Source organism: Microvirga rosea (assembly GCF_020595095.1).
Taxonomy (GTDB): domain Bacteria; phylum Pseudomonadota; class Alphaproteobacteria; order Rhizobiales; family Beijerinckiaceae; genus Microvirga; species Microvirga rosea.
In genome coordinates this window covers 502,205-524,074 of the sequence record NZ_JAJDOP010000001.1, presented here as the reverse complement: position 1 = coordinate 524,074, position 21,870 = coordinate 502,205, and the positions used below count along the sequence as shown (strand labels likewise).

The following is a 21,870-nucleotide window of genomic DNA, read 5'->3' as shown; positions in this document are numbered from 1 at the left end:
ATCGCTCAGCGGCGACCGCCTCCACGACCTCCAAAGCCTCCCCGTCCTCCTCCGCCTCCAAAGCTGCGGCCTCCTCCGAAGCTGCGCTGAGGGGCAAAGGACGCTGGCGACCGGGAGAACTGTGCTGACGGTGGCCGAAAGGCCTGCCGGCTGGCGAGCTGACGCTGGTTTCCAAGGCTTCGGGCTTGGGCGTCCCGCATCAGATTCGAGGGTAGTTGTTGGTTGACTACCGGACGCGGCGCAGGTCTCTGTGCCGCGGGACGAGGTTTGGCCGCCGGGCGCTGCTGTGAGGCGGGACGTTGCTGAGATGCTGGCCGTCCTTGGGCCGCCGTCCGCTCCCGCCCCGGTGAGCGGGATCCTGTCGTCGGACGCTGCTGGGCTTGGGGACGTTGCTGCGCCTGACGCTCACCGGCTGGACGTTGTGCCGCCCGCTCCTGCGTCCGGCCCGTACCCCTTTCGGTGTGATCGCGGCGAGTCTGCTCACCATCAGTGGCCAACCGCTGGCCGAGCGCGGGGCCCGCGGCACCGGCCGCGCCCGCTCCCGTGAGTTGCCCTAGGCGCTCCCCAACACCACGCTCTTGCAGCCGCTCCCGCCCTTCTGGCGAGAGGCCTTCCCGTCCCTCGCCTCGTTGGAGCAGGTTTTCGCGTTCCGGCCGCTGCATATCCTGCCAGCCGCCGTCCCAGCGCTGCCAACTGTCACCGGTGTTCCGATAGACGTTGCCGTCCCGGCCCGCGTAGATGTCGCCACGCCGTCCTTCACGGATGAAGCCCTGCCCGTTCGACGTGTTCCAGCGCAGTGACGAGCCGCCGGTGGCGGTGTCTCGCGCGGTCGCCCGGGCCCACTCGGATCCGCGCCTGACCCCAGCCGACTTCCACGCGCCATAGACGTTGCGGCCGCCGGCCACGAAACCGCCGGCATCCGTTCGCGGATTGTAGGCTCCGACGAAGCCGGCCGAACCGCGCGGCCCCCAAGCCGCGCCGGCACGGCCATAAGTGCCAGTGACGGGATTCCAGGTCCGCGCTCCCGCGACGCCTCTGTACGGGCCATACCCATAGCCATATCGGCCGAACGTTCCCCGAATCGGATTGTAGTAGGCGGCAAGGCCCCAGGTAACCGGCCGTGGGTAGTAGATCGGGTAGGCATAACCAGGCCAGCGGTACCAGTAGGGTGGATAATACCAGCCGGTCCCGTAGACGTAGGTGCCCCAAGCTGGGTAACCGTACAGGTAGCCCATGGTGTAGCCGTACAAGACCGCATCAGGCTCGGTGTCGTACACGTGCACGTAGGTGACGTTGTAGACCGGCGAGGACGGCGGGATGGCGTAGATGGCGTCCGGCACCGAGCGCGCGAGCTGCCACGGGCCGTTCGGGTCGTCAGCCATGAACCAGACACCGTCCTGGAGCAGGAAGTATTGCTCACCGACCTTGATCACTGTGTTGGTCGTATTGGTCGCGTAGGCGAGATCAGTCGTCTCGATGGGCGCGAACTGGGCCTCGCCCGCATAGGCCACCGTCGGCGTGATCGAGCCCGTCTCAACCCGGGCCGTGGTCGGGATGCTGGCCTTCAGCCGCGCCTCCGCGGCCTCCGATGTACCGGGCACGGATGCACGCACCGCGGAATAGGGCGCATCCTCGGGAAGGTTCTGGAAATCTGTGGGCAGATCAGGCGTGGCAAATGTCCACGGTCCCTCCAGTGAGGTTGCACGGAACCAGCGGCCCGACAGGAGCACGTACCATTGCTTCTCAGCCTTGTGGAAGAAAACATCCAACTCGGTGTTCGTGGCCCACTGGAGCGAAGTCCTGGGCACGTCCTGGAGCGCGGGCTGCCCGGTGAACAGGAGCATCTCGGTGGGGACATCGGTGGCGATGACCTTAGGTGCCTTACCCTCTGGGTACGGTTCCGGCGGTACGGCGCCACGGGCATCGGCCCAGTTGCTGTCGTCCGGTAAGTCGCGCAGCAGAGTCGGCAACTCGGTGACAGCCGTCCATGTACCCGTGATGGCTGGTGCCGTGAGCCAGTGCGTGTCGTCGCGCAGGTAAAGGGCGCCCCCCTCGTCGACCCGGAAGAGATCCCAGTTCGTATTGACCACGAAGAAAAGGCCTGCCTTGCCCTTGACGGGCGCAACGGCAGCCTCGCCATCGGTCTGGAGCAGGATCGCCGGCACCGTCGAGACAAGGATCCGCGGCGGATCCGCCTTGAGTCCATTCACGTCGGTCATGCGCTTCTGCGCGGCGAGGCTTGCAGTCACGCGTGCTTCGGCCACGGTGATCGGGCCGGTCGGCAGAATCTTGCCGGTTTCCATCGCGAGCGCCTTCAAGTCGTCGCGGTCGAGGCCGGAGAAGTTCAACTCGGTGACCGTGATGTCAGTGATGACGACCTCGCCGGCATCCTCGTCATAGGACGTCGTGCCCTTGAGCCCGATCACACCGAAGACTGGATTGGCATCGGGCTTTCTCAGGTATTGGGCTGCCACCAAGGCCTCGATGGTCTTGAAGTTGCTCCATTCGGTGAATTGCGGCTGGAACAGCACCATCCGGCCTTCGCCGACCTCGTAGGCACGCGGCCAGCCCTCCGGATCCTGGCTTTCCTTCAGATAGCGTCCGCTCACGAAGCCGCGCCGCCCCTCGACGGTCACGGCGCACCAGCTGCCCGAGCCCTCGCACTCGCCCATGTCGACAACGGTGCCTTCCGGAAGTGTCCGGATGGATGCGAAGTTCGTGCCTGGCCCCGAGCGGAAGTTGACGCTGGAGGTGGTCACGCCTGATGCGGCGAGTGCCGACGTTGTAGCGATGATCGAAACAAGTGCGACCGCAATGGCCTGGCGCATCGGAGGTGTCTCCTGCAACGCCCGACATCGGGACAGTCCCGGTGCCGGGAAGTCTCTACGGTTCAAACCCTCCGGACCGGCCGCGTCGAAGATCTGCCCCGACACCTCTTTCATCAGGGCTCACTGTACGGTGCCGCGGGCGCGGCCGCCTGAGACCCGGCAGGAACATCCAGTCCCAAGTGGGGCCGAATTGGTCAAGCCGCAGGTTCGGACTGGGGTCACGCAATATCCACCGTCGGCCGATGCCACCGGCGTCTGGTACGTGGAGTACGGATAGTTGTAGTACGGGTACGTGGCTGCCGCTCCGACCAGCGCGCCCGTGGCCAGACCCAATCCCCAGCCACCATAGTAATTCCCGTAATACGGGTAGCGCCCGTAATAGCGGCCATAATAGGGGTACCGCCCACCATAGTACCCGTAGCGTCCGCCGTAGTACGGATACCGACCGCGCCAGTCACCACTATTGCCGAAGCGGCCAGGGTTGTTGATTGCAGCTTGGCGAAAGCCTCCTGTTCCGGGACCGATGCCGGCCACACGGCCCGGTGCGCCGGGCCACGCGGCAATTGCGCCGCCCCGGAAGCCTCCCGCCCCCATCCCAACTCGGGAGCCGCCCATACCGCCCCGCTGAATGTACATCCTTGAGCCGCCGCCAAAGCCACCTCCACCGCGGAAGCCCCCGCCTCCGCCGAAGCCGCCTCCACCGCGGAAGCCCCCACCTCCGCCGAACCCACCTCCACCGCGGCCGCCGCGCTGGGCCTCGGCAACATCCGGAATAAGGAGAGTGCTCGCCGCAACAACGCCCAGAGCCAGGAGAAGCTTGTTCATCGCCTTCCTCCTCTTTTTCTGCCAAGTGCACAGCACGAGACAGACAGTCATCGGCAGACCATCGTGATCCTGTTAGGAGAACGTGCTTGATCGACTGGGACAAGCACTTGGCATTTTGAGACGAAGGACCATCGCCATCTCAATGCCTGCTTTGTCCGTGGCCGGAAAAGCCGATTGTAGGCGGACTGATTCCTGCTGCCCTTGATGCGGTTCGTGTCTTATCGGCGCTGGGTCAGGGCGATTTGGACATCGTGCCAGCCGCTCCGTGGATGAGGGGCGGCTGCAACTCTCGCTGCGATCAAGCCTCCGGCCGACAGGAACACCGCATGGAAGCAGGGCCTCCGCCGTTTGACGAACAATGAACACAAATCAAGAATTAACATGGATTATGGGCATCAACGGAGCGGCAGCACCGGACGTCACGGGAGCTCGCCGCTTGGGAGCAGCACAACGTAACGGCGTTCCCACAGGCCAGGAGGGCGGGACAACCTTAGCCAAACTATCCGAATGTTGATGCCGCGTGATCGCGTTCCAAACACCTCAAACCCAATTGTCACGGCTCAGGAGGGACGATGTCAGCCACCAGACGATTCAGCATGACGCCACCGGACAAGGCGAACGAACTCTTCGACAAACTGTCCGCCACATCCGACAATGCGGTCAGAACCCGTGAGCGCCTCCTCGCCAACCTGAAAGACGAGCTCACGCTGCTGGCAGCCCTCCAGGAGGAGCATCTCTTCCCAGTGCTGCGCCGGCATGGGATGCAGGACCTTGTACAAGAGGCCACCAACGACAACGAGGCCACAGGTGCGCTCATGGCGGAGCTTGAGCGCATGCCCAAGGACAGCAGCGAATTTCTCGGTCGGGTGAGCGAGCTCAGGCGCATATTCCAGCAGCACATCCGGGACGACCGGAAGGAACTGCTTCCCGCTGTGCTCAAGGTCTTGAGCGAAGAGGAAGCTGAGGCCGTCGCCGAGAAAGTCGAGGATAAAATGGCAGCAATGGAACAGACCAAGAGGGCCGAGGCCCAACGCACCCGCGAGCGGGTCGAAGCCGCTCAGCGGGTCACAGAAGACACAGCCGTCACTCTGTGGGCCGGCATGGAAGGGTTCCAAACCACGGCCCGCACCATGCAGGAAGCACTGGAGCGCAGCTTCAACGTATTCTCGGAGTTGACCCGGCGCTCCGCCGGCCAAGCAACACCGGGGCTCAGCCTCATCGATGGAGACGCTTTGGGATTAACTGAGGAGGCGTCGCAGAACCTTCGGGCCGCAGCTCAAGCTGGCACGACCCTGGCACACAGGTTTCAGGATATTTCGCGCGAAGCGTTCGAGCTGAGCCAAAGGCGCTTGCAACGGAACCTCGATGGGCTGGACGCCCTCGCTCGCTGCCGATCGCTGCAGGACTTGGTTGCGGTCCAAAGCGGCCTGGTCCGCGACAACCTGGAGCAGACGGTAGAGAACAGCCGGCGCATGGCCGAACTCACGATTCAGATGGCGGACGAGGCCACGAGAACCATGACCGTTCAGCCGGATAAAACGGTTCAGGGGGTTAGCCGCGTGGCATAACGGCTCCAGATCCTGAATCATATCCTGTTGCTTCCACATCAACGGGCCCTTGGCTTCGAGGCCGAGGGCACCCTCGCATGGATCGGATCGGGGTCTGATAGCAGCTCCCACTGTCCCAAACTGGCAAGTAAGAGTCTTAAGCCATCAAGCAGGACGCGATTCTGTGGCTAAGCTGGCAGTCGTTGGAATGGTCGGGAGACTGAGATGTAGAAGGGGGTGATCAGCCCCACAATTCAGCCCGATGCCGAGGAAGCTAGCAATCCTTGGGCTTCCGCTCGTGAGGCGTATCGGCGTCGCTCCGACGTCGTGAAGCGCTCGCTTATCCAGCCGCAGATCAAGGAGATACCATGCGGACGATCATCACCACGCTTGTTGCAAGTCTTGTGCTGACAGGTTGCGTCTCAAGCTCCCCGACTGTCTCTCAAGCGCCGAACTATGTCTCGTCGCAAGCAACCCAGTCACCGGGGATCCGCAACGATGGGTTTGGCGGAGCTGCGATGCCGATGCGAGGCCTGCCTCGCTGACATCCTCTGACTGCTCCGCACCGGTGATCCCGATCACTATCAAGCAATAGCTTCGGACAGGTCCGATCGGCTTCATGCGCCTTCGGCTTCAATGCCGTTTTGGGGTGAGAACGAAGCTCGGCGGTGTGAGCTGTTCTCCTCGCCATGACCATCGCAAAAATCATCGCTGCCCAGCTCGTTCTGAACTGACGCCGAGCGGCATGCTGCGTTTCATCGCAGTGATGCAGCCGGGCCACATCAAATAGGATTCGAGCGACGAGCGAGACCGTGGTTCGAGACCAGCTTGACCAATTCCCGCCCATTTGCTCCCCTCATGGACAGCGCAAGACGCGGTTTACGGGAGGCGAATAAGATGGTGCTACTCCGAAGCCTGTTACTCGGTTCTGCTGCGTTACTGGCTGCTGTGGGGAGCTCACAGGCCGCCGATCTCCCGGTCGCCAAGGCAGCGCCGATTGAGTATGTTCGGGTGTGCTCTACCTACGGTACGGGCTATTTTTATATTCCAGGCACCGACACCTGTCTGCGCATCTCGGGCCGGGTCCGAGCCGACTATCTCTATGTCGAACCGTTCTCGCGCGCCCAGGACGCCACTGGCTTCCGGGCCCGAGGCCGCATGCAGCTCGACGCCCGGACCATGACTGCCTACGGACTGCTGCGCTCCTACATCCGCTACGAGATCGACCGCAATACCGGCGTGTTCACTGGCACCGGACAAGTCACGACCAACCCGAAGATCAGACAGGCCTTCGTGCAGTTTGGCGGACTGACGGCCGGTCGCGCCGTATCGTTCTTCACCGACCCGGATCTGCCGGTGCCGAACTTCGGCGACTTGCGCTTTGATGACCCATCCAATGCAGACGTCGACCTCCTGGCGTATACCTATTCATTCGGCAACGGTCTCTCGGCGACCTTGTCTTTGGAGGATGGGATTGGACGGCGCGTCAACAACGCATTGTCCTTCCCGCTGTTCGGGGTCGCCGCCGCGGGCCCGGCCTATGCACCGATCCCCTTCACGTATGGCGGTGAGCGGATGCCCGATGTCGTGGCGAACCTGCGCTACACGGGGGCTTGGGGCGGTGCTCAGCTCTCCGGTGCGCTGCACCAGATCCGCGATGTGGCTGCCGGGCTCACGACCGTCGGCGGCGTAACTGTGCCGGTCATCAACCCGATCACCGGGCTGCCGAACCCAACGCATGCCGACACCGATTACGGCTTTGCGCTGGCCCTGAACGCCTATGCCAATCTTCCGTTTCTCGGTGTGGGCGACAATGTCTGGGTGTCGGCAACCTACACGGATGGTGCGGTCGGCTACCTGAATGCCGGCCAGACCGATCCCAATTACAACGCCTCCATCAGTGCCGGCCCGCTCGGCATGCCCTTCGCAGACGCCTTCGTCGATCCGCTGACAGGCGAGTTCAAGACGAACCGAGCCTACTCAGTGGCTGGCGGCATCAGCCACAATTGGACCTCAACATGGCAAACCAATGTGTTTGGCTCGTGGATGCGGTTCGACGCACCGGGTGGTGCCCAGTTTGTGGTTCCGACCACGGTAGCGACGATCACGTCCGGCACGGCAGGAACGGTGACAGGAATCGTCGACTTCAACGAGTACCGTATCGGCACGAACACGATCTGGCAGCCGGTAAGCGGTCTACAGATTGGCCTTGAGGTTCTTTATACCCGGGTCGATCCACGCGGCCGTGTGGCGGTGCCACTGACCACAACGGCCGGCACCGCGACCGGGTTTTTCAAGCCCACAGGCTCCGAGGACTTCTGGGAAAGCCGTCTGCGCGTCCAGCGCGACTTCTGACGAATCTGGCCATCCTGATGCTAGGGGCGCTTTTCAGCGCGCCATCGCCCTGAGCAAGTAGCTCTTCCTTCAACGGCCCAGGCGCCGGTGCCACTGGGGCCTACAAGGCTTCCTGTAACGTGAATCCGCGTTCGGTTACGCTGAATGCTACCTCGTATTCGGCCACCCGGTTCCAACCCACCGGTGATCTGAACACGCCTTTGACCGCGCTCTCGGAGAGCTCCATTCTCGATCACGACCGAATAGCGGTACGATCGGCTGCAAGAACCCTTTTCCGGAATAGCCTCAACAGCCCAATTCCCATCGAAAGCATGCTGCGCGTGAACCCCGTTGGGGAGGCTCACCCAAGTGACAGCGAGGAAGAATCCAGTAAGAACACGCTGCATAGCTCCTCCGGATGCCAGGCTTACGTCCCGCGCAGAACAGGTCGAGCGAGTTATCGGGCTCTCTTACGAACAGATCCGCTTCCTCGTAGAGAATAGATCCGTGGACGTCATTTGCATACACCATACCAAACGAGATATTTGACTCGGCCACGACGTCGGCAAGCCGCGACGCTTCAGTTTTCCCGAGGAAGATCCGTCCCTCGCTGTCTTGTTCTCATCGGAGGCGAATGATGCCGCAGAATCAATCGATTCCTCTCCTGGGCTTATTGGTTGGAAGTGTCAGGCCGCTTGGGAAAAAGGCACCGCCAAGTGGGATTGCGAAGTCTCCCGTTGGGTTTCCGGTGCTGTTGCGGTGCAATGGCCTTGCGGGCGACGCCCAAGGAGACACCCTACGTCATGGTGGACCGGAGAAGGCCGTCCACCATTATCCTTTTGATCATTATGTGAAGTGGACATCAGAGATCGGACCAGACGTTCTGCTCGGTCAACCGGGGGCGTTCGGAGAAAACCTTTCGACATCGGGCTTGACCGAGGCCGATGTCGCCATCGGCGATATCTTCCGCTTAGGTCGTGCCCTGATCCAGGTCAGCCAGGGTCGCCAGCCGTGCTGGAAGCTGAACGAGCGCTTTGCTGATATCCGCATGGCAAGACGCGTGCAGGAATCGGGCAGAACCGGATGGTACTACCGTGTGCTGGAGGACGGTCTTGTCGCTCCTGACGATCTCCTAACCTTGGTGGAACGTGGACACGAGGATTGGACGATCCGTCGTGTTTGGCACCATTTCTACGTGGACACCATGAACGCGGACGCCCTTCGCCAGATCGCAGAGTTGCCTGCCCTTGCTCAGGGTTGGCGAAACCATGCAGCGAAACGGCTGGCCGCCAAGGCGGTGGAGGACTGGAGCAGTCGATTGGACAGCCCGTCCTCGATGAATGAAATCCCGTAACGATGGACAAATGGCAGCTGTGAGCTGTCCCGGCGCTATTAGGCTTTTCCGCTGCAAGGACGGCCGTCGGATCGCCAAGCTCGTCGTGCCCTAATTCATGACTCCCAGAGATAGGCTCATGCGAACAGGGCCACCTAATAAGCGGAGCCTGCGGGCCCTATAATGCCTTTCTAGTCGTCGCAAGGCGGCTTGGTGGTTATTACCGAAGGAAAAGACGAATGGAAATTAAGCGAAGCGGTTCACAGCCATCCGGCAAGGGGCCGGCCGATTGGTTTACCGGTACCGTGCGCATCGACCCGCTGTTCAGCCCGCCGGATCCGGCGCGGGTTGCCGGCGCCCATGTCACTTTCGAGCCTGGCGCCCGCACCGCTTGGCACACGCACCCGCTCGGCCAGACTCTGATCGTGACATCCGGCTGCGGCTGGGTACAGCGCGAGGGTGGACCGATTGAAGAAATTCGGCCGGGGGATGTGGTCTGGTTCGAGCCTGGCGAGAAGCACTGGCACGGCGCCACAGCGACCACCGCGATGAGCCATATCGCCATCCAGGAGAAGCTCAATGGATCGCCCGTCGACTGGATGGAGCATGTTACCGACGCGCAATATCAGGACCGCTGACAGTCTCGACATCCTGCAAAGGCAAACGAGTTCGGCTTGAGGAAAAGCTCATGACACACGGCATCGAAAACAAGGTCGTCATCATCACCGGCGCCAGCAGCGGCCTGGGGGAGGCTACCGCGCGCCGCCTTGCACAGGACGGAGCCAAGCTCGTCTTGGGTGCGCGGCGCCTCGACAGGCTCCAGGCCCTCGCCGACGAGCTGTCGCTGGGTCGGGACGCCGCCATGCAGACGGACGTCGCTCGATACGAACAGGTCAAGAGCTTGGTGGACCACGCTGCGCAAATGCATGGCCGCATCGACGTGATCATCAACAATGCCGGACTGATGCCTCACTCCCCTCTGGAGCGCGGCAAGGTCGAGGATTGGGACCGCATGATCGACGTAAACATCAAAGGCGTGCTCTACGGAATCGGCGCGGTGCTGCCTTACATGAAGGAGCAGAAGAGCGGACACATCATCAACGTGTCGTCAGTGGCAGGCCACAAAGTGCGCGCGGGCGGCGCCGTGTATTCCGCCACCAAACACGCGGTCCGCATCATTTCGGAGGGTTTGCGACAGGAGGTCAAACCCTACAACATCCGCACCACCATCATCTCACCTGGCATGGTGGCCACCGAGCTTCCCGACAGCATTACCGAGCCCGACATTGCGGATGTCATGCGCAAAGCCTACGAGGGCGCAATTCCGGCTGAATCCTTCGCCAACATGGTGGCGTTCGCCATGAGCCAGCCGGAGGATGTGGACGTGAACGAAATCCTGTTCAGGCCCACTGGCCAGGAATACTGAGCCGGTTGCGACGAGATCGGACAGCAGGGCATGCCGATATTCATGAGTACCGGCATCGAACGAGGACAAAGAACCCGCGATCGCGTTCTTTGTGCTGAGCGTCGCATTATTCGTGGGGCTGACGCAATGCGCGAGTGAAGCTCCGCAACATAGCCCGCCTGCGGTGTCCTGGCCGTGTCCCTATCACTCCGCTTCCGGCCGCGTGCTTGCCAAACCCGCAATCCGGCCCAGGGCGACTGCCGAAAGGAGCCCGTTGCCGGACAAATACCCTTCCGCTTTGGAGCCTGAAACTCCGCAGGCTGCCCCTCCAACGGCGAAAAGGTTCGGCAGCGCCGTTCCGTTCTCCCGCATCACCCGAGCATCGCCGTCAACGACGAGGCCTCCTTGGGTATGGAACAGCGCTCCGGTGACCTTGACGGCGCAATAAGGGGGCTGCAAAGGCGGCGCCCCGGCGAAGTTGCGGCCGAAGCGGTCGGTTGCGCCGGCATCCTTCAGCATGTCGACCTCCCGCATCGCTGTCTCTAGGACTTCCACAGAGACGTCCATCGCCCCTGCGAGATCTTCCACGGATTCTGCTGCAATGATGGCTCCGAGAGACTCGGCCTGACGAAAATCCTCGAACTGGCGAGCGATACCGGCAATGCGTGCATCAAAGATCGTCCAGGCAAGCCCCTCGGGCTGTCGCAGCACGACTGCGGCCTGCTCGGAATAGCCGTGGCTCTCGTCGGAGAAACGCTCACCCCTCAAGTTTACCTGAAAGCCACCTTCGGTGATCGTCGCCCAGGTAATGAGAATTCCGTGAGGATGCGCAACCGAGCCATGCCCCTGATGGCCCGAGAGGTGCCGGGTTGCGGCTGACAAAGCCTGTCCCCACAACAGCGCATCGCCCTGATTGCCTTCATGGCCAAAATAGAGCGCAGCTCCCAGCTCAGGAATGTAGCGCCGCACGAGGTCCTTGTTGCCGCCGTAGCCGTTACAGGCAAGGATCAGAGCGTCGCATCCAATCATCTCTCTCGAGCCATCGGGACGCTCGACCGCAACACCGGCAACCCTCCCGCCCGGTTCGGCGTACAAGGCCGTGACGCGAGCATCGCAAAGAATATCGACACCCGCATGGGCCGCCGCCTCGCGCAGACGGTCGATCAGCTCTTCGCCGGAGCGGCTCGGCAGTCCGTGCATGCGGCAGACCGAATGTCCGGGATAGCGAAAATCCTCGATGAGCGAGAATGGCAGCCCATGACGATCCGCAAGCCATTCGATCGTTGGACCAACAGTCTCCGTGACCATCTTCACGAGCGCCGGTTCCGGCTCGCCCTTTGCCTTGGCGACGATATCCCAGCCGAACAAATCAGGGCTGTCGACGATACCGGCAGCCTCCTGCCACCGGGTACCAGGGGCCGGAATCAGCCCCGCTGAGAGGGCCGTCGAGCCCCGGGGCGCGGCGTCACGCTCAAGTACCAGGACCTCCTGCCCGTTCTCCCGTGCCGACAAGGCTGCGATGAGGCCCGCCGCCCCTGCACCGACGATAACGACCGGAACCTCCACGTCGAAGCTGACGTCATCCGCGGGAAGAATGCTCATACGTCTTCGATCTCTTTCATGATCTCGGATATGGAAGCCACACGACAGACCGGTCGCAACGCGTCGATGGCCGTGGCATGCACGGTTGGCGAGAAAGCCGCACAACCGTCTTCCAGAACGGTGGTGTCGAAATCGCGCACATGCGCATCACGCACAGTCGACGCGACGCCACCATTGGTGACGATCCCGCAGACCAGGAGGCGCTGAATGCCGCATTTGCGCAGCACCCATTCAAGTCGGGTCATATAGAAAGCCGAATAGGCAATCTTCTCGACGCTCAGATCTGCCGGTTGCAAGGTGTCTACGAGTTGATGCCCCCATGCGCCAGGCTGGAAATCGCCTTTCTCAAGAAAGGGTCGGAGCTCCTTGAGATGAGGAGAGATCAGCGGCTCGCCGCCCCTTCCGGGTACCAATGTAAATTGGGTCGAGACGACATATCCGCCCTTGGCGCGCAGAAGATCCGCGAGTGGTTTCAACCGTTCTGGCAGGGCTGCGATTTCAGCCGCACCCTGCCCTGCCCGGCCATAGGCGCCCTTCGGGTGGAGGAAGTCGTTCTGAAGATCCACAATGAGCAGGGCCGTCCGGCCCATCGGGATGGCAGCCTCGCTCATGCGGCACGCTCCACGATGACATTGCCGAAATTGTCGACCCGCGCTGTCAGATCCGGATCGATGACGGTCGTTGCGTCCGGTTGCTCCAGGATCGCGGGTCCGTGCACGATCGCCCCGACCGGCAGGTCGAGCCGGGCATAGATCGCGGTGTCATGCCAGCCACCCTCGAACCAGACTGGACGACTGCCGAGCCGTGCCTTCTCGGTGCTCGCGGACTCGTCCGGCGCGAGCGCGGCAAGATCGAAATGCGGCCTGCGCCCTACGGCTGCGGTGCGCAGATTGACGATTTTGGCCGGAACACCCGGCAGTAGTCGGCTGAACGAGGCTTGATAAGCCCGCTCGAAGGCCTCCCTGACGGTCGCTGCGTTGATGCCGGTCGTCCCGTTCTGCACGGAGACAGGAAGCGGGACGCTGACTGTGTGGGTCTGGCCCACATAATGCATGTCAAGCTCGAACAGGATATCAATCCGGCTGACGGAGAGGCCAGCCTCCTCCACGACGGCGCGAGACGCCTTGGCCTCCTCGACCATACGATGATCGAGGGCTGCAGCGTCGAGATTGTCGAGGAGCAGGTTGACGGTCTGCACTTGGTCGTGGCGGATGTCGGCGATGACGCAGCCGAGCGCGGACGTTACGCCGGGATATCTCGGCACGAGGGCAGCTTTCAGACCGACGTCCTTGATCAGCGCGCCCACATGGAGCGCCCCGCCGCCGCCGAAGGGCACGGCGGCGAAGCGGCTCGGGTCATGTCCACGCTCGATGGAGACGAGTCGAATGGCGCCCGCCATCTTGCCGTTGGCGACTCGAACGATCGCTTCCGCGGCCTGCATGGGATCAAGCCCCAACGGCTCCGCGATGTGGCGGGAGATGGCAGCCTTGGCCGCCTCCACGTCGAGGCGTGCAAGCTTCCCGCCGATGGGACGGTCTGCATTGATGCGGCCCAGCACAACGTTGGCATCGGTCAGCGTTGGGCGAGTGTTGCCCTGCGCATAGGCAACCGGACCCGGGCGTGAGCCTGCACTCTCGGGACCGACTTGAAGCAAGCCGCCCGCGTCCACGTGGGCAATGGAACCGCCGCCGGCGCCGATGGTGGTGATCTCGATCATCGGCGTACGGATAACGAGGCCGAAATCGATCGTCGTCTGAGCCGCGAGCGCCGTCTCGCCATCAACCACGGTAGACACGTCGAAGGAGGTTCCGCCAAGATCACCCGTGATCACATCCGGAAAGCCTGCTGCCTTCGCAATAGCCGCTGCGGCAATCACACCGGCAGCCGGGCCGGAGAGCGCCGTACGAACCGGCAGACGCCGCGCTGTGGCGGTGGACATGACGCCGCCGTTCGACTGAACGATGTGGAACCGACCCGCAAAGTGTTCCTGGGCAAGCGCTTGGTCGAGCTTTCCGAGATAGCTGCCGACGACAGGTTGGAGATAGGCGTTGAGCGCCGTCGTCGAGGTGCGCTCGAACTCACGGATCTCCGGCAGGATCTGGGCGGAGCACTCGATGTTCTCGTTCGGCCAGACCTCCCGTGCCGCCGCAAGTGCCTTCACTTCATTCGCCGGATTGGCATAGGAATTGATAAACACGATGGCGAGCGCCTCGGCACCCCGCCCCAGCAGCAGCCTTGCGACCTCTCTCACCTCCGCAGGATCGACGTCTTCCCGGATCGTGCCATCGGCCATGGTGCGCTCGCCGACTTCGAGACGCAGGTCTCGGTCAACGACGGGTACGAAGTCGCCCCAAAGCCCCCAGGTATGACGCCGGTCGCGGCGGCGCATTTCGAGCACGTCGCGAAATCCACGCGTCGTGATGAGGCCGATGCGCGCGCCTTTGCGTTCGAGCAGCGCATTGGTGCCCACCGTTGTGCCATGCACGATCGAGCCGAGCTTCTCCAGCGCCCCAAAGGTCTTCAGGCCTTCGAGGAATCCGATCGCTTCGTCGCCACGATTCGATGGCACTTTCGCGGTTTGGAATCGGCCTGCGTCCTCGTCGTAATAGAACAGGTCCGTGAAAGTCCCGCCTACATCCACTCCGACGATCTTTCCTACGACGGCATTCATGCGGCCGCTCCTTTCCTCAAAGCGACCGTCGCGCTCTCATCCACATCACCGAATTCGTTGACGACAACGCCGTAGTCACGGGCTGCCGTCTCACGGCTGACATAACCGAGCCGCACATCACGGGCGACGCGCTGCGGATCGCGCTGCCTCGGATCCCCCCAGCCGCCGCCGCCTGGCGATTCCAGACGCACGCGCTGACCGGAGCGGACCTTCACGTTAGCGACCTTGGACGCCATCGGGGGAGAGCGTTCGCCGCCATCCGTCTGCCAAAAGAACCGGTTCAGGGAAGCCGGCAGACCGCCGGTCACACCAAACGGCGCGAACCTGCCACGCTCCCCGAGGAGAAACACGTCCGCATCCGTCAGCGCCTCGATCTCATAGATCGCGCCGACGCCGCCGCGATGGGTTCCTGGTCCAGCCGAATCTGGCCGCAGCGCCCATTGGGTGAACATAACCGGATAGGCAGCCTCGAGGATCTCTGCCGGTGGGATCGTAGCAGTCGAGATCGGATTATTCGCATGGTTCAGCCCGTCGCTCTCCGGATTGCCGCCAAGGCCGCCGCCGAAGAAGGAGAACATCACCCAGCGCGAGCCGTCCTGACGATGCCCCGCCAGAGACAGGGCATTGATTGTGCCGAAGGGGCCGGCGGTCGCACGGCTCGGATCGGCTTTTGCCAATGCGCCGAAAACGACGCCGATGACACGCAGGATCGTTTCCGTATAACCCCCGACCGGCTTTGGCGGTTTGACGCCGAGCAGCGTCGTGTTCGGGATGATGAAGGTGATCGGTCGAAGACAGCCGGCATTGGCCGGCACGTCGGTAAAGACATGCTTGAGGGCGACATAACAGCAGGCGACCGCTGTGGAGTAGGCGATATTGAGCGGCCCTGCGCAGGGGGGCGATGAGCGAGAGAAGTCCAGCGTCATGGAGTCGCCCGCGACCGTCAGGTCCAGCGCAATGGTGAGCCGCTCGTCAGTGATACCATCGTTATCGAGATAATCCTCAAACGAATAAGTGCCGTTTCGAAGGTCGGTGACGGCCCTGCGCATCATAGCCTCGGCGCGATCCGAAAAAGTATCGAACGCAGCCGCGACCGTGTCGTCGCCGTACTCATCGAGAAGCTCGGTCAACCGTCGTTCGCCAAGGTCCAGCGCATTGAGCTGGCCGTTGAGGTCGCCGTAGTTCGACACCGGTACGCGGGCATTGGCAGAGAGGATGGCGACGATATCGTCATTCATCACACCGGCCCGGATGAGCTTAACCGGCGGGAAGCGAACACCTTCCTGGAAGCTTTCGGTTGCCTGTGCATTGAAGCCCCCTGGCACATTACCGCCGATGTCGAGCCAGTGGCCGACGGAGGCGAGCCAGCAATAGAGCCTGCCAGCCCGGAAGATGGGACGCACGAGACGGAAGTCGTTGAGGTGCGTGCCTCCATCATAAGGGTCATTGAACAGGAAGGTGTCGCCCGGCTCCAAGCCTCCCTCCCGTTCGACCTTGTCGATCACGGCCTTCACCGCGAACGCCATGGCACCGACGAAGATCGGGAGCCCGTTCGTTCCTTGCACAAGAGTCGCGCCGGTGACGGGATGATAAAGACCGTGGCAAGCGTCCCGGGCCTCTGCAATGATCGGATTGAATGCGGAGCGATAGAGAGTCGCGTCCATCTCATCCGCGATTTGCTCGAGGCGTCCTTTGAGAACAGCCAGGGTGACGGGATCGATGGCGCTCATTGGGCAGCTCCCTTGTCAAACGACTCGTAGCGCTCGCCGAGCTTCAGCATTTCCGGGGTGCCGATGAGATCGTTCAGCGCTGTGAAATCGAACATCCGCTCGCGGAAAGGCTCGTTTGTGCCGTGCGCGTGCAGCGAGCGATAATAATCTTGCGCAGTGCGCGCGAGCGCACGCACGATCCCGCCGGGAAAGATCACGAGGCGGAACCCGAGGCTTCCCAGGTCCTGCGCGGAGGACAGAGGAGTCTCTCCACCTTCGACCATGTTGGCCAAGAGCGGGCGTAGCGATCCGAGGGCGTACGTGACCGCTGCGAGCTGCTCGCGGGTCTTGGGCGCCTCCACGAACAGGACATCGGCTCCCGCCTCGGCATAGAGCCGCGCCCGCTCAATAGCCGATTCGAAGCCCTCGACCGCAACCGCATCGGTACGGGCGACGATGACGGTTTCTTCAGAGATCCGCGCGTCCACCGCAGCCTTGATTTTTCCGGCCATCTCCGCGGCCGGAATGATCGATTTGTCCTGGAGATGGCCACAGCGCTTCGGAAAGCTTTGGTCTTCGAGCTGGATCGCAGTGGCGCCCGCGCGCTCGAAGAGTCTCACCGTGCGCTGGACGTTGAGCGCGTTGCCATAGCCGTTGTCGGCATCCACGACGAGTGGGGTCGGCACCCGGTCGCGCACCAGGGTAATGGTGTCCGCCACCTCGCTCATGGAGACGAGACCGATATCCGGCCGTCCGAGACGCGTATAGGCAATCGCCGCGCCAGACAGGTAAAGAGCCTCGAAGCGGGCCTCGGCCGCCAACGATGCGGTGAGCGGGTCGTAGACGCCAGGCGCAATGACCACGTGGTTTTGTAGCAGTCGTTTTTTGAAACTCATCATGACCAACCGTGTTGGGGAGAGCGGGCCAGGAGGCTCGTCAGCTTGCGAATGTCCGAAGCGTCATCGAGCGCATCGACTTCGGCAATGATACGCTTCACGTCCGTTTCGCCCCAGACGGGCTCGGCCAGCTCACGAAACTTGGCGCGCACGTCGTCCGGCGAATAAGGATCTTCCGTATCACCTTTGTTGGTGAGAACCTCCGCCGACAATTGCCGCCCGCCGGTGAAGCGGACCCGAACCCGGGCTGGACGTAGCCCCGGCAGCATTGCTGTCAGCGTCGGGTCCTCGCGCACCACCACTCGACGCGCGAGAGCACGCGCCGCAGCGTTTGCCTGAGCTTCCTCACGGAAGGCCGGCACGCTGGCCGCGCCATTGATGATGTAGGTGGCGAGCGCGAAAGGCAGCGAGAATTTTGCAGCGAGCATGTTCTTAGGCTCGGCCGAATCAAGCTGCGCCGCCCACACATAGGTGTCGACCTCGATCGTTTCGACCGACGTGGGATCGATCGAGCCTCCAGCTTGGCGTACAATGTCGCCAAGAGCATCGAGCGCGCCGTGAGTATAGCGGCAGGCGGCATGGCGTTTAAAATAGTTTCGAGCGATCTCCCAACGCTCGCCAAGCTCCAGAACCATCTCGTGGGACTGGAAGTTCTCGGCAATTACAGTGCCGTAAACGGTGCCGATGCCATCTGTCTCACCGACAAAACCGGACGCCTGCAATTCCCATGCCATGAGACCGAGCTGGTTTGAAAACCCCGCATAGGTGTTGCGGATTGTTCCACCTTCCAGCATCGTGCGTCGGCTCGTCGAGAGACCAAGGCTCGAAGCAAGGTTGATGGTCTCAACCATCTGACCCGACGAGGCACCTTCGAGCTTTGCGGCCGTCAGTGCAGCGCCGATGGTACCCCAGGTGCCGTGCGGATGCATAGTCACACGCAATTTCGACGCGATGCCGACGCGGGATCCGATCTCGTAGCCAAGAGCGATGGCAGCGATGAGATCTGCGCCTGAAACAGATAGGCGCTCCCCAGTCGCCAAAGCGGCTGGAACGACATGAATGCCGGGATGCCCGCGCGCATATTGGTTGCCCTCGTCGAGCTCGAGCATCGTTCCAGCAGTGCCGTTGAGAAGGCTCGCCAGCAGAGGACTCGTGCGGCGGCCGGCGCCGATCACCGGGGTCGGGTCAGCATCTGAGTCGCGCCGTGCAAGACGTGAGACGAGGCTGCGCATTTCCGGCTCCTGCATTCCAGCCGCAATAGCGCCGATGCAGTCGAGGAGGACGAGCTTCGCACGTTCGACCACAGGAGCCGGGAGATCCGCAAACCGGATGTCGGCCGCAAATTCTCCCCATTGCCGAAGCCATTGGGGTTGCCTGTCCTGCAGCAGAACGGAGGCGGGAATGACGTTCTGTGTTACGATCGTCATGGGGTTTCTCCGTCACATGCCGAGATAGGCACGCTTGAGCTCAGGATCACTGCGAACTTGTTCGGCTGATCCCGAAAGGGCAAAGACACCATTCTCCAGGATGTAGGCACGCGAGGCGCATTCAAGAGATTGGACCACGTTCTGTTCGACGAGGAGCACCGGTAGCCCGTCGCCATTGAGCCTGCGGATCAAGGCGAACATTTCCTCCACGAGCAGCGGCGACAAACCTAGTGACGGTTCATCGAGGATCAGGAGCCGTGGCTCCGCCATCATCCCGCGCCCGATCGCCAGCATTTGTTGCTCGCCACCGGACAAAGTACCGGCTGCCTGGCCACTGCGCTCGCGCAAGCGGGGAAAGGTATCGAAAACCCGCTCCATATTGACAGAACGTCGGTCGCGCCCCCTCCGATAGCTGCCGAGTTCGAGATTCTCGCGCACCGACATGTTCGGGAAGATTTTGCGGCCCTCCGGTACGTGAATGAGACCTGCCCCTACGATATCCGCCGACGAGGCGCCGGTGAGCGTCTTCCCGTCGAAGCGAATCTCACCCTCATTCGGCCGCAGAACGCCCGACAGCACTTTATTCAACGTGGTTTTCCCAACTCCGTTGGAGCCGAGCACCGCGACGATCTCGCCCGCTCCGACGGAAAGATCGAGGCCTCGCAGCACTTCCGTACCGCCATAGCCTGCTCTCAGGGACTTGACCTCAAGCATGGACGCTCCCCCGCTTCAGGCGTTCGGCCGCGCCGACACCGAGGTACGCCTCGACTACCAACGGGTTATCGCAGACCTCGGTAGGCGGACCTTCTGCGATGATCAGACCCTGTGCCAGCACATAGACCTGCTCGCAGAGATTCATCACCGCCTGCATCACGTGCTCAATCATCAGGATCGTGACGCCCTCGTCACGGATTGCGTGAATCACCGGAATGATGTCGCGGATCTCGGAAGGATTGAGGCCGGCGAGGACCTCGTCGAGCAACAGCAGCTTCGGCTCGGTCGCAAGAGCGCGGGCAAGTTCCAAGCGCTTGCGGCCGGCTACTGTCAGGCTTGCCGCCGACTTGCCAAGTTCGGGGCCCAGTCCAACGCGATGGCCCACCGCTTCAGCGCGAGCCATGGCATCTGCGCGCTTGGCGTGACGTAGGTGCGCGCCGACAGCGATATTCTCCACGACAGAGAGCCCGGCAAACGGCTGCACGATTTGGAATGTCCGTGCGATGCCATGCCGGGCCCGGATATGTGGCTCGTCACGGCTGATATCCTGTCCCTGGAACAGCACGCGCCCTTCGGTAGGCCTTTCAAAACCGGAGATCAGGGTGAAAAGCGTCGTCTTGCCGGCCCCGTTCGGACCAATGAGACCGGTGATGGAACCGGCGGCGACCTTGAGTGACGCTCGATTGACGGCAACAAGACCACCGAAACGCTTCGTTGCGTTCTGTACCTCAAGCATGGCCGGACACTCCTGAGGAGCGGATCGGACGACGCAGGCGACGGAGAAGGCCGAGGATACCATCCGGCGCAAAGGCGACCGCCACAACCAGAAGCGCTCCGAAGACCATGAGATCGATTCCGGGCACGCTGCCGGCGGCCAGCTTCGTGATCTCGCCCAGACCGTGCAGGGCCACCGCGCCGACCAGCGGCCCTAACACAGTTCCGAGCCCACCAATGATCGGCGCAAGGATCGCTTCGACCGAGATCCAGGTTCCGTAGGCGATGTTCGCATCGACATAAAGGAAGTACTGAGCATAGAGGCACCCTGCCGCCGCCGTCACTGCGCCCGAGAGCGTGATGGCTCCGAGCTTCACCCGCAGCGTATCGACGCCAAGCGCCTTGGCAGCCGCCTCATTTTCCCGCACGGCGACCAGCTGGGCGCCGAAACGCGACCGTTCGATCCAGCGGGTGAGCACGAGCACGGCCCCGACAAGCGCAAGTGCGATCCAGAAGAAGGCGCCCCGGCTTTCGAACTGGAAATTCTCCGGCCTTACATCAAGCTTGATCAGGACGCCGGCAGCGCCGCCCGTAAAGGTCGCGGCGTTGGCAAGGATGCGCAGCACCTCCGCAAAGGCAAGGGTAACCAGGGCGAAATAGGAACCGCGCAGACCCGATCGGAAGCTCAGATAGCCGATCACCCATCCGACGGCCCCACCAGCGGCACTCCCGATCGCGAAAGCGGTCCAGGGGTTGATCCCAAGGCGTGCCTGAAGCAACGCGGCCGCGTAGGCGCCCGTTCCGAAGAAGGCGGCATGGCCGAACGAGAACTGACCTCCAAAACCGCCGAGAATGTTCCACCCTTGGGCGGCAAGTGCGACGATCAGCGTGAAAACGAGGAAATTAAGGACCGTGTTCGCCGTAATGAAGACCGGAACGAGGGCCAGAAACGCCACGAGGATGATGATCGGAACGATATCGCGAAATGTCATGCCTTCGCTCCGAACAACCCTGTCGGCCGCACAAGCAGCACGAGGATGAAAATAAGGAAGATTCCGATCTGGCCGAGCGAATCTCCGAGAAAAAGACCGCAAAGGCTCTCGACGACTCCAATGAACAAGCCGCCGAACAGTGCGCCGGGGATGGACCCCATGCCGCCTAGCACGACGATCGTGAAGGCAACCAGCACGAAGGCTTGGCCGATGCGTGGGTTGACGTAGAAGGTTGGCATGAGCAGACACGCGGCCACCGCCAGGCAGGCGCAGCCTAGCCCGAACGTCACGGCATAGACGTGAGCCACGTTGATGCCGACCAGGCTCGCGCCGAGCTTTTCCTTGGCGACGGCCCGTATGGCCTTGCCCGTGTCCGTGCGCGAGAGAAGAAGCCATAGGAGCACAGTCACCAGCACAGCTGCCCCAAAGCCGATCAACCGCGGCTTGGACAGAAGAAGCGGGCCGATCTCCACGACCTGAAACCCATAATCGGTATTGAGAGTGCGCGTATCTGAACGGAATCCAGCCAGGAGTGCGTTCTCGACGGCAATCGATAGACCCAGCGTCACGAGCAGGATGTTGCTGTCGCTACCGTGGCTCGCAGGACCGATGACGAAGCGCTGCAGGGCATATCCTAGTCCGAAGAAGAGCGGAGTCAGGGGCAGGATGGCAAGATAAGGGTCAAGTCCAAAAACCACATAGACCGACCACACGGCAAACATTGCAGCCGTAAGCAGCGCCCCGTGAGCAAAGTTGATGATATGAAGAACGCCGTAAACAAGCGTGAGGCCCAGCGCGATAAGTGCGTAGACTGCCCCTGTCATGAGGCCATTCACGACGGCTTCCGCAATGATAGCGGGTGAGTACATTACA

General features: G+C 62.2%; 17 protein-coding genes. 5 read left to right on the top strand and 12 right to left on the bottom strand.

Going from position 1 to position 21,870, the window contains the following annotated elements; genetic code table 11:
- Positions 1-5 precede the first annotated feature (5 nt).
- Positions 6-2,828, bottom strand: a complete 2,823-nt coding sequence (locus LJD17_RS02525) for an SH3 domain-containing protein (protein WP_227382454.1) — start codon at positions 2,826-2,828, stop codon at positions 6-8.
- A gap of 120 nt (positions 2,829-2,948) precedes the next feature.
- Positions 2,949-3,653 carry a hypothetical protein gene (locus LJD17_RS02520; protein WP_227382452.1) on the bottom strand — a complete coding sequence of 235 codons (705 nt, stop codon included), beginning with the start codon at positions 3,651-3,653 and terminating at the stop codon, positions 2,949-2,951.
- 572 nt (positions 3,654-4,225) lie between these two features.
- Here LJD17_RS02520 and LJD17_RS02515 point away from each other — a divergent pair.
- From LJD17_RS02515 to LJD17_RS02495, 5 genes are all read left to right on the top strand, one after another.
- Positions 4,226-5,221 (top strand): phasin family protein, encoded by a 996-nt coding sequence (locus LJD17_RS02515; RefSeq protein ID WP_227382450.1) that lies wholly within the window; start codon positions 4,226-4,228, stop codon positions 5,219-5,221.
- A 990-nt stretch (positions 5,222-6,211) separates the two neighbouring features.
- On the top strand, positions 6,212-7,555 hold the full coding sequence (locus LJD17_RS02510; protein ID WP_406600748.1) for a porin: 1,344 nt from the start codon (positions 6,212-6,214) through the stop codon (positions 7,553-7,555).
- 616 nt (positions 7,556-8,171) lie between these two features.
- Positions 8,172-8,888 carry an MOSC domain-containing protein gene (locus tag LJD17_RS02505; RefSeq protein WP_227382447.1) on the top strand — a complete coding sequence of 239 codons (717 nt, stop codon included), beginning with the start codon at positions 8,172-8,174 and terminating at the stop codon, positions 8,886-8,888.
- A 218-nt stretch (positions 8,889-9,106) separates the two neighbouring features.
- Complete coding sequence (locus LJD17_RS02500) at positions 9,107-9,505, top strand: (R)-mandelonitrile lyase (protein WP_227382446.1); 399 nt, start codon at positions 9,107-9,109, stop codon at positions 9,503-9,505.
- A 50-nt stretch (positions 9,506-9,555) separates the two neighbouring features.
- Positions 9,556-10,293: an SDR family oxidoreductase gene (locus tag LJD17_RS02495; protein WP_227382445.1), complete on the top strand. Its 738-nt coding sequence runs from the start codon at positions 9,556-9,558 to the stop codon at positions 10,291-10,293.
- A gap of 183 nt (positions 10,294-10,476) precedes the next feature.
- Here the strand turns inward: LJD17_RS02495 and LJD17_RS02490 are convergent, their stop codons facing one another.
- From LJD17_RS02490 to LJD17_RS02445, 10 genes are read right to left on the bottom strand one after another with little or no spacing between them, the layout of a single operon-like run.
- Entirely contained in the window at positions 10,477-11,874 is a 1,398-nt protein-coding gene (locus LJD17_RS02490; protein ID WP_227382444.1) for an FAD-dependent oxidoreductase, read from the bottom strand.
- The gene (locus LJD17_RS02485) at positions 11,871-12,485 is read right to left on the bottom strand and encodes a cysteine hydrolase family protein (protein WP_227382443.1); all 615 of its coding nucleotides are present in this window, start codon (positions 12,483-12,485) and stop codon (positions 11,871-11,873) included. Before LJD17_RS02485 ends, LJD17_RS02490 begins: the two co-directional genes overlap by 4 nt.
- Positions 12,482-14,545, bottom strand: a complete 2,064-nt coding sequence (locus LJD17_RS02480; protein WP_227382442.1) for a hydantoinase/oxoprolinase family protein — start codon at positions 14,543-14,545, stop codon at positions 12,482-12,484. The genes LJD17_RS02485 and LJD17_RS02480 overlap by 4 nt, the downstream gene beginning before the upstream one ends.
- Entirely contained in the window at positions 14,542-16,275 is a 1,734-nt protein-coding gene (locus LJD17_RS02475) for a hydantoinase B/oxoprolinase family protein (RefSeq protein WP_227382441.1), read from the bottom strand. Before LJD17_RS02475 ends, LJD17_RS02480 begins: the two co-directional genes overlap by 4 nt.
- The gene (locus LJD17_RS02470; RefSeq protein ID WP_227382904.1) at positions 16,272-17,150 is read right to left on the bottom strand and encodes an isocitrate lyase/PEP mutase family protein; all 879 of its coding nucleotides are present in this window, start codon (positions 17,148-17,150) and stop codon (positions 16,272-16,274) included. Before LJD17_RS02470 ends, LJD17_RS02475 begins: the two co-directional genes overlap by 4 nt.
- On the bottom strand, positions 17,150-18,577 hold the full coding sequence (locus LJD17_RS02465) for an MmgE/PrpD family protein (protein ID WP_227382439.1): 1,428 nt from the start codon (positions 18,575-18,577) through the stop codon (positions 17,150-17,152). Before LJD17_RS02465 ends, LJD17_RS02470 begins: the two co-directional genes overlap by 1 nt.
- A 12-nt stretch (positions 18,578-18,589) precedes the next feature.
- Positions 18,590-19,291 (bottom strand): ABC transporter ATP-binding protein, encoded by a 702-nt coding sequence (locus LJD17_RS02460; protein WP_227382437.1) that lies wholly within the window; start codon positions 19,289-19,291, stop codon positions 18,590-18,592.
- Entirely contained in the window at positions 19,284-20,027 is a 744-nt protein-coding gene (locus LJD17_RS02455) for an ABC transporter ATP-binding protein (RefSeq protein WP_227382435.1), read from the bottom strand. The genes LJD17_RS02460 and LJD17_RS02455 overlap by 8 nt, the downstream gene beginning before the upstream one ends.
- A complete protein-coding gene (locus tag LJD17_RS02450; protein WP_227382433.1) occupies positions 20,020-20,997 on the bottom strand; it encodes a branched-chain amino acid ABC transporter permease in 978 nt (325 codons plus the stop codon). The genes LJD17_RS02455 and LJD17_RS02450 overlap by 8 nt, the downstream gene beginning before the upstream one ends.
- Positions 20,994-21,866, bottom strand: coding sequence for a branched-chain amino acid ABC transporter permease (locus LJD17_RS02445; protein ID WP_227382431.1), 873 nt, complete (start codon positions 21,864-21,866; stop codon positions 20,994-20,996). The genes LJD17_RS02450 and LJD17_RS02445 overlap by 4 nt, the downstream gene beginning before the upstream one ends.
- Between the last annotated feature and the right edge of the window lie 4 nt (positions 21,867-21,870).